Annotated in this window: 9 protein-coding genes; 4 read left to right on the forward strand and 5 right to left on the reverse strand. The window is 64.0% G+C overall.

The window, feature by feature from the left end:
* Positions 1-278: acyl-CoA dehydrogenase family protein (locus INE98_RS10860; RefSeq protein ID WP_293538871.1), on the reverse strand; the 278-nt coding region annotated here is incomplete at its 3' end.
* A 119-nt stretch (positions 279-397) separates the two neighbouring features.
* On the opposite strand from INE98_RS10860, the gene hemB reads away from it, so the two are divergent.
* Positions 398-1,414, forward strand: coding sequence for a porphobilinogen synthase (gene hemB / locus INE98_RS10865; protein ID WP_293538873.1), 1,017 nt, complete (start codon positions 398-400; stop codon positions 1,412-1,414).
* Between the two features lie 2 nt (positions 1,415-1,416).
* Here hemB and INE98_RS10870 read toward each other — a convergent pair whose 3' ends face one another.
* Positions 1,417-4,242, reverse strand: coding sequence for a BPTD_3080 family restriction endonuclease (locus INE98_RS10870; RefSeq protein ID WP_293538875.1), 2,826 nt, complete (start codon positions 4,240-4,242; stop codon positions 1,417-1,419).
* 5 nt (positions 4,243-4,247) lie between these two features.
* Entirely contained in the window at positions 4,248-7,505 is a 3,258-nt protein-coding gene (locus tag INE98_RS10875) for a site-specific DNA-methyltransferase (RefSeq protein ID WP_293538877.1), read from the reverse strand.
* A gap of 313 nt (positions 7,506-7,818) precedes the next feature.
* On the opposite strand from INE98_RS10875, the gene INE98_RS10880 reads away from it, so the two are divergent.
* On the forward strand, positions 7,819-8,283 hold the full coding sequence (locus INE98_RS10880; RefSeq protein ID WP_293538878.1) for a helix-turn-helix domain-containing protein: 465 nt from the start codon (positions 7,819-7,821) through the stop codon (positions 8,281-8,283).
* Positions 8,280-8,849, forward strand: coding sequence for a putative toxin-antitoxin system toxin component, PIN family (locus INE98_RS10885; protein WP_293538880.1), 570 nt, complete (start codon positions 8,280-8,282; stop codon positions 8,847-8,849). Before INE98_RS10880 ends, INE98_RS10885 begins: the two co-directional genes overlap by 4 nt.
* Positions 8,850-8,901: 52 nt before the next feature.
* On the opposite strand, the gene INE98_RS10890 is transcribed toward INE98_RS10885, so the two are convergent.
* Both INE98_RS10890 and INE98_RS10895 read right to left on the reverse strand, forming a co-directional pair.
* Positions 8,902-9,417, reverse strand: coding sequence for a GNAT family N-acetyltransferase (locus INE98_RS10890; RefSeq protein ID WP_293538881.1), 516 nt, complete (start codon positions 9,415-9,417; stop codon positions 8,902-8,904).
* The gene (locus INE98_RS10895; RefSeq protein ID WP_293538883.1) at positions 9,414-10,274 is read right to left on the reverse strand and encodes an NAD(P)-dependent oxidoreductase; all 861 of its coding nucleotides are present in this window, start codon (positions 10,272-10,274) and stop codon (positions 9,414-9,416) included. Before INE98_RS10895 ends, INE98_RS10890 begins: the two co-directional genes overlap by 4 nt.
* A gap of 75 nt (positions 10,275-10,349) precedes the next feature.
* On the opposite strand from INE98_RS10895, the gene INE98_RS10900 reads away from it, so the two are divergent.
* Positions 10,350-10,696, forward strand: a 347-nt coding sequence (locus INE98_RS10900) for a flagellar motor protein MotB (protein ID WP_293538884.1), incomplete at its 3' end; no start/stop codon positions are given.

The following is a 10,696-nucleotide window of genomic DNA, read 5'->3' on the forward strand; positions in this document are numbered from 1 at the left end:
ACCATGTTGTGGATGGAAATGTAGGCCGCCACGGACACGTCGCCCCGGCTCAGCTCCTCGAAGACCAGGGCCGCGTCCAGCCGCGACAGGCCCGAGCCGCCGACCTCCTCGCGCACGTAGAGCCCGGCGAAGCCCAGGGCCGCGGCGGCGCGCAGGGTCGCCACCGGGAACACCTTTTCCTCGTCCCAGCGGGCCGAGTGGGGCGCCAGCTCGGCCTCGGCGAAGGCGCGGGCCGCCGCCTGGATGGCCGCCTGGTCGTCGTTGAGCGCAAAGTCCATCCGGTCTCCCCGTTTCAGGCCCCCCCGCCGTCTGGAGCCTCGCGCCCCCCTCTGTCAACGCCGGCTTGGCAACGCCGCGCCCCTTGCACCCCACCCCCATTTGCGCGAGACCGCAGGGCATGAGCCCGCCGCCCCTCGCCCCCTACCCCGCCCTGCGCCTGCGCCGCCTGCGCCAGGCCGACTGGATCCGCCGCCTGGTCCGCGAGACCGTGCTGACCCCCGCCGACCTGATCTGGTCGATGGTGGTGCACGAGGGCGAGGGCGAGGTTCCCGTCGCCTCCATGCCCGGCGTCAGCCGCCTGTCGGTGAAGGACTGCGCCCGGGCCGCCGTGGAGGCGCGCCGGCTGGGCATTCCGGCCATCGCCATCTTCCCCCACATCGACGGCGCCCGGAAGGACGCCGAGGGCAGCCTGGCCGCCGACCCGGGCGGGGTCATCCCCCGGGCGGTGAAGGCCATGAAGGACGCCGCCCCCGAGGTGGGCATCATGTGCGACGTGGCCCTCGACCCCTTCACCACCCACGGCCACGACGGCCTGATCCGCTCGGGCCGGATCGCCAACGACGCCACCATCGAGCGCCTGGTCGCCCAGGGCCTGATGCAGGCGCAGGCCGGGGCCGACATCCTCGCCCCCTCCGACATGATGGACGGCCGCATCGGCGCCCTGCGCGGCGCCCTGGAGAGCGCCGGCCACCCGGACGTGATGATCATGTCCTACGCCGCCAAGTACGCCTCGGCCTTCTACGGCCCCTATCGCGACGCCATCGGCTCGGGAAAGCTGGGCTCCGGCCCCGAGGACAACCCGGCCGACAAGAAGACCTACCAGATGGACCCGGCCAACACCGAGGAGGCCCTGCGCGAGGTGGGCCTGGACATCGCCGAGGGCGCCGACATGGTGATGGTCAAGCCCGGCCTGCCCTATCTCGACATCGTCCGCCGGGTGGTGGAGGCCTATCGCGTTCCCACCTTCGCCTTCCAGGTCTCGGGCGAGTACGCCATGATCAAGGCCGCCGGCGCCAACGGCTGGCTGGACGAGGACCGCGCCGTGCTGGAAAGCCTCACCGCCTTCAAGCGCGCCGGCGCGACGGGTGTGATCACGTACTTTGCGCCGCAGGCGGCAAGGTTGTTGGGGGCGTAGGATTAGGTCGAGGCAACTATCCCAGCCCCATTTGCGCTCGTGAGGGCAGCGTGCTTCGTAACCAAGTCGTGTATCTCGGCAGGCGTAAATGCAACGTCCCATGCCCACTGACCAAAGCCGTTGGTTGAGTTTACGGCCTGAACCCATTCCGAGAGCGCATCTCGCTTAGCCCTGTTCTGCGAACTGTCCTCGCCCTTGATTTCAAGAGCTAGAGTTAGGCCGTTGGCGAGCCTGACCAGGAAGTCCGGGAGGTACCTACGTCTCGACCCCTGCCAGAGGTAGTGAACCTGAAATCCAAGATGATCGTTCTTGGCATAGCCGATCACGTCCCCACGACTCTCGAACACGTTGGCGGCGTATTGCTCCCAAGCTGAGTCGCCGACGACATGGCTGATGTGGGATTTGCCGGTGGGCATGGTCGGCTTGGTGGTGAACCAAGCCCGCATCTGGCTTGTGCTGCCAATCGGGTTCTCTTCGTCGAACACCGGCGTCAGGGCGGTGGTGTTCTGCTCGGTCACGAACCGGAGAACATGCCTCACGATCAAGTCGATGTTCAGCGCAATTAGGATACGGCGGCGGATCGGGTCACTGTGGAATAACGATGGAATGTCGATCTTGTCCGACCGCAGGAAAGTCTCGACCAGCCGGATAAGCTGAAAGACGAGGTATTCCTCATTGCCCTTGAAGTTGGCCTTCAGTTCGGCGAACGCCTTGCGGGCGGCGACGAATGTCAGCCGCTGAAGACGGAACTCCTCTGGCAGCAAGGACAGGTCGATGGCCGTCACCTTGCTCATGTCCGCAGCGCCACCGAGCGCGGGGGCGATCTCGGCGCTGATGACCGTGGCAACCGGATCGAGGGTCAACGGCTCGACCTTCGACCATTCAACAGCCAGTTCCGGCTTCACTACCGTCTCGATGCGGAGAACGTTCGGCCATTTCAGTTCGAGCGAGGCGCGGTCGGGCACCACGTCAATTTGGGTGCTGGGCTTCGGCGGCGGCGGGGCATCGCCACCTTCGCCCGGCTCGTAGATCGAAAGCGGGACACCGAAGACGTTGACGTATTCCGGCAGGAACAGCCCGTTCTCGTCCTTGTCGTAACCGACGCGGCGTAAGCCTCGACCGATAACCTGTTCGCACAGCAACTGCGACGTGAACGCCCGCAGCCCCATGATGTGGGTGACGTTCTTAGCGTCCCAGCCCTCGGACAGCATGGCGACCGAAATGACCTTCTGGAGGTTCTGACCGGCACCGCCCCGCTTGCCGACATTGTCGATGATCTCGCGGAGCAGTTCCTCCTTCTTCATCGCCCGCAGGCGTTCCTTCTTGGTTTCGGGGATTGCGGCCTCGTCGATCACCTGTTCCAGCCGGGCCTCATACCCCTTGTCCGCGCTCGCAGTTTCGCCAACCTCGGCCTTCTCCATCACGCGGGAGTCCACGCGCAGGGTTTTGCCAGGAGCCTGCAATTCGGGCCAATGGCAGTCACCCTGATTGAAGAAGTGCTCGATGCGCGCCGCCGTTTCCGTCCGGTTGCAGACGGTGAGCATGACCGGGGGCGAATGATGCTTGCTGTCGGCCCATTGCTTTGCGGTCTCGCGCCAATCAGCCCCGAGGATCGTGTAGGCATCCTTGACCAGCTTCGGCAGCGCTTCGTGGGGTTCGGCCTTGCGGTTCAGGTCCTCGGCCACCGCTGGGTCACGATAGATATGGTAGAGCTTCGACCGCATGGTCTTCGCGTCGGGCATGGCATCGTCCCGCACCACGACACGGGGCGTTTTCACCAGCCCGGCTTCAATCGCATCGTTTAGGCCGAAATCGGAAACGATCCACTCGAACAGGGCAGTATCGGTGCTGGCCTTTCCGGTCGGCGCAAACGGCGTGGCCGACAGATCAAAGCACCGCTGGATGCGGCGGGTCTTGTGCAGCCGGTCCAACCCCTCGATCCAGCGGGTAGCCTCATCGAGGTCGATCCCGGCTTCCTCCGCCTGCTTCTTGCTGATCTTGACCTCGGCGGGCTTGCGGTAGGCGTGGTGGGCCTCGTCGTTGATAACGACAATATCCTTGAACGCGGCCAGCTTGCCGAGAACGCGGCGGGTGAACGCCTCGTCGGTCTCTGCCCCCTTCTTCACCACCGAACGCTTCGGCTCCGATGCCGGCATCAACGTGTGCCAGTTCTCGATCAGGATTTCCGCCTGATTGAGCTTCTGCCGTAGCGCCTCGGATGGGCACAGGTTGAACTCGTCGTAATAGCTGCCCGCGCTGGGGATCAGCACCTGAAGCCGCCCCTTCACCGTCAGGCCGGGGGCAACGATGAAAATGGCCCGGCTGAAATCCTTGTTCCGCTTGGGGTAGGTCAGCGCGTTCAGCACCTGCCATGTGATGATCATCGCCATCACCGTGGTCTTGCCCGCGCCGGTCGCCATCTTGTTGCAAAGGCGCTGCCAAGGCCCGCCATCGCCGGGCACATAGATGCCCTGCTTGTACTCCTCCGCCGCTTCGAGGCACCAGATCAGCGTCTCGATGGCCTCAAGCTGACAGAAGTAGAACGGATATTCCCGCGCCGTGTTGTCATGCCAGTGTTCGAGAAGGCGGCGGGTGACGATGGTCACGCCAGGATAACGGGCCTCTCGCCATTGATCGACGCGCCCCCGGATCGTCTCGACCAGTTCGAGCTTTTCGGTCCGCCGGGTGTTGTTCCGGGCGTCGAACACTTCGTAGCTGGCGGGGCGGCGCTCTGGGATGATTCCCAGCGTACCATCCTGCTTCGGCGCCCAATGCTGCTGCGGGCACACGAACGGCGTGTTGATGATGAGCGACTTGGGCTTGGCCACCGCCGTCACTCCAGGTTCATGATCTTGAGCGACTCGATGCCCCGGTCATCGACGATCTTGACCGCGACCCGGCGATGGTCCCCCGCCTCGAACGGCAGGGATACAGTTCCGTGGAATTGCTCCAGCAAGTCCTCGTCCAGTTCGGCGCGGATCGTCTTCTTCAGGCGGTTCCAGCCGTCCTTGGCACCGGCCATCGGGAAGAACACCTGATGCGGCATCAGGCTGCGCCCGTCATAGTCGGTGTCGAGCGACCACATGGCGATCTTGGACTTGCCGCCTGATACCAGCGCCCCTTCGCGGGGATCGAAGTAATCGAAGCCGTGGACCTCGACCTGCCAGTTACCGCCCACCGGCTTCAACTCGACCTCGGGCTGGCCCATCAGCCAGAACGACTGGTTGGACGACCGGGCTTTCTTCAGGTCCTCGGTCAGCAGGTCCGTGTTCATCTGGGCCTTGAGTAGGGTAACGCCCGGCCAGTTGAGTTCGTCGACATCCTTCGCCGCCTCCGGATCGAAGGTGAAAGCGCAGAAGACCACGAACTTCGGCTTGGGGACAAGGGTCTGGGCATCTTCGATGGCGCGTTCGACCTGCTTCTGTTCGAGCGCGGCATGTTCCGGGCCGAAGCTGACCACGACGCGTTCCCCGCTGTCCAGCGTACCGGAGGCATGGAGATGCTTGACGCCGGGAATGGCCTCAAGGTCGGTGAACTTCAGCATCGCACCGCCCTTGGCGCGGATGCCGGTACGGATCAGTTCATCACGCCACTGCGTCTGGCGAGAGGTTTCGCCTGAACGTGCAACCGTAACGTCCGCCTGCTCCGTTGGTGACGACTCGTCCAGCGAAAGCACTGTGGGCGCAGGCACGGCTTCCACCGAAAATGGACCGGTAATGCGGAGGCGAGTTTCGTCCACCTTCGGCTTATCATAGAGCGGTTCAGGTTTGGCGTGGGCCGCAATCGAGCGATCCATTTCTGCCTGCATAGCCAAGCGGGCAACATGAAAATCGGCAAAGGGCTTGCCAACCGTCTCCGGCCAGTCTTCCGGCGCTGCAAATGGCACCTCCCACTCCTCCAAGCGCTGGCCCTCGGAAAACTTGATTGTTTTCCCTTTGCGCGCCCCCTCCGTTACTTTGATCGGTGAAGCCGAGGCTTCAAGGAGTGCATCATTGAGAACGTTGAGTGCTGACTCAATAGCCGGATGCTTGGCATCGTAAATCGTATCGATATCCTGATTGTTTGCGATGCTCTTCAATTTGATGTGAGGAACCGTTTGATATTCAAATCCGCCACGCAAGCCTTCCTGCGGATAGCGGAGGTGATAGTAGTCGAAACTACTTGTCATTAGGCGCTGCTTTGCCAAAGTTGTCGACACACGACTGGTATCGCAGGTAATCCAGCGTCGTCCCCACTTCTCTGCAACGAACGCAGTAGTCCCAGAACCACATGTGGGATCAAACACCAAATCGCCGGGATCGGTCGTCATCAATAGGCAGCGCTCCACGACCTTCGTTGATGTTTCAACAACATAACGCTTATTGGAAGAAAAGCCCGCCACGCCCGTGTCTTGCCAAAGGTTGACGATTGGGAAGACTGGAAAATCGTCGAAAAAGCGAATGTAACGCAGCGTTGAACCACTCACCATCAAGCGGCCCGCCTTGCGAAGTTTCGGCATCGATGACTCTTGAGTCTTCCAATAACCGCTTGGGTTCACAGTCATGCCCCGGAAATCCACGGGGTACTTGGTGCCTGGGCTTTGACTTTCTACGCTCTGCGATGTGAAAATGCGCCAGCCAGCTTTCAACGCTGACTGCGAGATATCCTCATTCTTGGCCAATGAACGCTGAAAGCCATTAGGTTCTTGCACGCGATTGTATCCGCTTGCTCCTTCGGCCCCGAGCACCTTGCTATTGTAAATTTGATTGTACTTCAGCTTGGCCGTGTCTTTTGCGAACCAGATCAAATAATCTGAAACGCCCGCCAATCGAGAGTCAGACTGACCAGCAGTTTTCACGAAACTGATCACTGCTACGAAGTTATTTGCTTCGAATACTTCATCCATAATTTCACGAACGTGATGAAGATTTTCATCCGAAATCTGCACGAACACGCTGCCACTCTCATGCAGCAATTCCTTGGCCAGCAGCAGCCGATCCCGCAGGTAGGTCAGGTACGAGTGGATGCCGAGTTCCCACGTGTCGCGGAACGCCTTGATCATCTCCGGCTCTTGCGTGAGGTCTGCGTCGGCCCCGTCCTTCACGTCGCGCTTGTTGGTGAACGGCTGGAAGTTCGACCCGTATTTGATGCCGTAGGGCGGGTCGATGTAGATCATCTGCACCTTGCCAGCCATCGACTCCTTGTGCAGCAGCGAGTTCATTACCAAAAGGCTGTCACCCGCAATCAGCCGGTTGGACCAGCCCTTTTCGTGGTGGTAGAAATCCAGCGCTTGCCGCAGCGGCAGGTTCTCGAACGCGGCGGCGAACAGGTCGGCCTGTCGCCATGCTTCACCCGCTTTCTCACCCTTCAACCGCTTGCGGGCATTGGCAAGGATCGTCGCCGGGTCCACCCGCTCATGGACATGCAGCGACACGGTATCGACGGCGAAGCTCGTCCCCTCGGCCTTGCCTGCCCAATTCAGGTAAGGCTCCTGAAGCCGCTTCAGTTCCACCAGCGCATCGCGCATCGCGTCGGCATCACCTGACGCCAGCGCATCGTCGATCAGCTTCTCCACCGCTCCGCGCTGGCTGTCGAACATCAGTTCCGGATCGAGGTGGGGATCGTATTTCCAGATCGTCTTGGGCTGGTCCGGATCGTTATCCGGGTGGACCATACCCACCTCGGGATTGTTCGCCCGCGTTTCGGTGTGGCGATAGCTCAAGACCTGCTTTGGCTCAGATTGGGAGGTGCGCGTGCGTTTGGACGCCTTTCTTGGCGCACCTACGAAGCCAGGTGAAATCTCATCGGCTTCGAGCACATAGGGCTGATCGGACTCGTCGTCGGATGGCGATATGTCACCTGCCGCCGTGGAGGGGGCATCTGAAGGTCTCAGATCTGGTGGATTGGTCGCAACACGGTACACCGAACCGCCACGCCCCCTGCCGCGCGCCAGGACGCCGGAGGCGATCAACTGGTCCCGTGCTGCCCAGTAGTCTTCGTCGCTCAGGTCAGGAACCTGCTGCCTCAGGCTTGAAAACAACGAACTGTTTCCGACGGCGCTCCCCGAAGCCGGAACCAGCGCGAGAATGAGTGATCGTATTTCCTGGGACATGGAGTGATCCGCACTTGCGCCTAGATTCAGGACACAAGGGTTAGAGAGGCTTGGCCTGCGCTGCAATCCCACACGGCGAGCCTGTGCCTTGCGCCTCTCCGGGATTCCCGAAGGAAATCAACGACGGAACAGGTCGCGATTGGCCGGGATACACGACCGCTTCTGTCGCGCTACCCCTCCGACACAAAATACGCGCTCTCCTCGTCCTTCCCCGGCAGCCGCACCACGCCCCTCGCCGCCTGATTGCACGCAATGCGTTTGTTGCATTTATTGCATCTAAGGCCTAGACTGGGGAACGAACAGTGAGGTTCCCATGGCCATTCTCGCCCACCGCCAGCCCCCGCCCTCAGCGCAGGACGCCGCACTCGCACGCACGTCCGGGCAGATTCTGTCCCGCTATGCGCAGGGGCATCGCCCTCTTACGCTTCGGGTCCGCGACGCGGGTCAGGACCAGCCTCTTGAGCTGCCGACCGGCGCCGCCGCCCTGCTGATGGACATACTGGAAGCCATGGCCGCGGGCAGGGGCGTCACCCTGATCCCGGAAAACGCCGAACTCACCACTGTGCAGGCCGCCGAGATCCTGAACGTCTCCCGCCCCTTTCTGATCAAATTACTGGAGGAGAGCGCCATCCCCCATCGCAAGGTGGGCAAGCATCGTCGCATCCGCATGGAAGACGTCATGGCCTACAAGGCGAGGATCGACCGTGAGCGGGAAGCCGTTCTGGACCAGCTTGTGACCGACGCACAGGCGCAGGACATGGGCTATGGCCCTGCATGAGCCGCTTTTCAGCGCTTCTGGACGCCAACGTCCTCTATCCCGCGCCCATGCGGGACCTGCTTCTGCAGTTGGCCGTTACGGACCTCTTCAAGGCCCGCTGGAGCGCCGACATCCATAGCGAGTGGATAGAGGCGCTCCTTCGCAATGAGCCTCACCGCGAGCGCGCCGCCCTGGAGCGCACCCGCGACCTGATGGACCAGTACACCCGTGACGCCGTCGTGACCGGCTACGAAAGGCTAATCCCGACCTTGACCCTGCCCGATCCCGACGACCGCCACGTCCTGGCCGCCGCGATCGCGGGGCGCTGCGACGTGATCGTCACGCAAAATCTCAAGCACTTTCCCGACGCGGCCCTTGCGCCCCTGGGCATCGAGGCGCTGCATCCGGACGAATTTCTCTGCAACCAGTTGAGCCTTGCGCCTGGTCTCTTTTGCAGCGCTGTCAGGAAGGTGCGCGCCCGCCTCAGGAACCCGCCCTATTCGGTGGAGGCCTATCTGGAAACCCTGACCCGGCAGGGCCTCGTGGCCACCGTGGCCGAGCTGGAACAGTTTGCCGACGGGCTTTGAGCGGAAGGGAGGTGGGCTTCGGCGTCCATTGGCATCGGACCGACTGCCCCCCCTACCCCTCCGACACAAAATACGCGCTGTCCTCATCCTTCCCCGGCAGCCGCACCACGCCCGCCGCCTTCAGCCCGATCTTCTTCAGCACGGCCTGCGAGGCGGTGTTCCCCGGGGTGGTGATGGCGACGATGCGGCCCAGGCGCAGGGCGCGGCGGGCATGGTCGAGGCAGGCGCGGGCGGCTTCGGAGGCGTAGCCCCGGCCCCACACGCTGGCCAGGAAGGCGTAGCCGATGTCGGGGTCCTTCAGGCCGTCGCGCTTCACCAGGCCGCACAGGCCCACGGGGCGGCCGCCTGCCCGCTCTGTGGCGCGCCACAGGCCATAGCCATAGCCGGCGTAGGAAGCCCGGGGGCCCTCCTCGATATAGCGGCGGGCGCCGGCCAGGTCGCGCACGCCCCGGTCGCCGATGTTCTCCAGGAAGCCGGGCTCGTTCAGGAGGGCCAGGATGAAGTCGGCGTCGCGGTCGGTTTCCAGCTCGTCCAGCACCAGGCGCGGGGTGTGGAGGATGACGCTCAACGGGGGGGCTCCAGCCGGGTGACGAGGCTGGAGGTGTCCCAGCGGCCGCCGCCGAGGGCCTGTACCTCGGCGTACCAGGCGTCGACCTGGCGGGTCAGGTCCAGCCGGGCGACGTTGCGGGCGGCCTCGTCCAGCACCAGGCCCAGGTCCTTGCGCATCCAGTCGACGGCGAAGCCGAAGTCGAACTTCCCTTCCGCCATGGTGGGCCAGCGGTTGTCCATCTGCCAGGACTGGGCTGCGCCCTGGGAGATGGCGGCCAGGACGTCTGTCGGGTCAAGCCCGGCGCGAAGAGTGAAGTGCAGGGCCTCGGCCAGGCCCTGGACGACGCCGGCGATGGCGATCTGGTTGACCATCTTGGTCAGCTGGCCGGCGCCGGGGCCGCCCATGAGGCGGATGGCGCGGCCGTAGGCGGCCAGGACCGGCTCGGCCCGGGCGAAGGCGTCGGGGTCGCCGCCGCACATGACGGTGAGCCGGCCGGCCTCCGCCCCCGCCTGTCCGCCCGAGACCGGGGCGTCGAGGAAGCTGTGGCCAGAGGCGGCGGCCAGGGCGGCCATGTCGCGGGCCAGCTCGGCGGAGGTGGTGGTGTGGTCGACGAGGATGGCGCCGGGGGCCAGGGCGGGCAGGATCTGCGGGACCAGGCCGCGCACGTCCTCGTCGTTGCCGACGCAGAGGGCGACGAGCTCGGCGCCTTGGGCGGCCTGCGCCGGCGTGGCGGCGGCGGTGCCGGGATGGGCGGCCGCCCAGGCCTGGGCCTTCTCGGGGCTGCGGTTGTAGACGCTGACCGTGTGGCCCGCCGCCGCCAGGTGGCCGGCCATGGGCGCGCCCATGGTTCCCAGGCCGATGAATGCCAGCCGCATGCGCCCCTCCATCCTAAACCGCATCTTAACCCTCGCCATGGCATGGCCGAAGGGACTTCCACCCCGGACACCCCCATGGCAGCCGACGATCGGCCCATTCTGATCAAGAAGGTCAAGAAGGTTTCCGGCGGCGGCCACCATGGCGGCGCCTGGAAGGTGGCCTATGCGGACTTCGTGACCGCCATGATGGCCTTCTTCCTCCTGATGTGGCTGATCAACACCACCAGCCCGGAGCAGAAGCGCGGCATCGCGGAATACTTCGCGCCGGCGACGGTGTCGGACTCCACCTCCGGCGCGGGCGGGATCCTGGGCGGCACGGCCCTGAACGACGACGGCGCCAAGTCGGCGGGCTCCACCTCCATCATGGCCCAGACGGCGCCCGACCCGCAGAACACCCAGGACGGGCCCAATGCGGCGGCCCA

The sequence above is a fragment of the Phenylobacterium sp. genome, assembly GCF_020253645.1.
In the GTDB taxonomy this organism is placed as follows: domain Bacteria; phylum Pseudomonadota; class Alphaproteobacteria; order Caulobacterales; family Caulobacteraceae; genus Phenylobacterium.

Excerpts from the sequence above, each read along its gene's own strand:
- hemB (WP_293538873.1), top strand. The coding sequence starts at position 398 with ATGAGCCCGCCGCCCCTCGCCCCCTACCCCGCCCTGCGCCTGCGCCGC.
- INE98_RS10875 (WP_293538877.1), bottom strand. The coding sequence starts at position 7,505 with ATGTCCCAGGAAATACGATCACTCATTCTCGCGCTGGTTCCGGCTTCG.
- INE98_RS10880 (WP_293538878.1), top strand. The coding sequence starts at position 7,819 with ATGGCCATTCTCGCCCACCGCCAGCCCCCGCCCTCAGCGCAGGACGCC.
- INE98_RS10885 (WP_293538880.1), top strand. The coding sequence starts at position 8,280 with ATGAGCCGCTTTTCAGCGCTTCTGGACGCCAACGTCCTCTATCCCGCG.
- INE98_RS10895 (WP_293538883.1), bottom strand. The coding sequence starts at position 10,274 with ATGCGGCTGGCATTCATCGGCCTGGGAACCATGGGCGCGCCCATGGCC.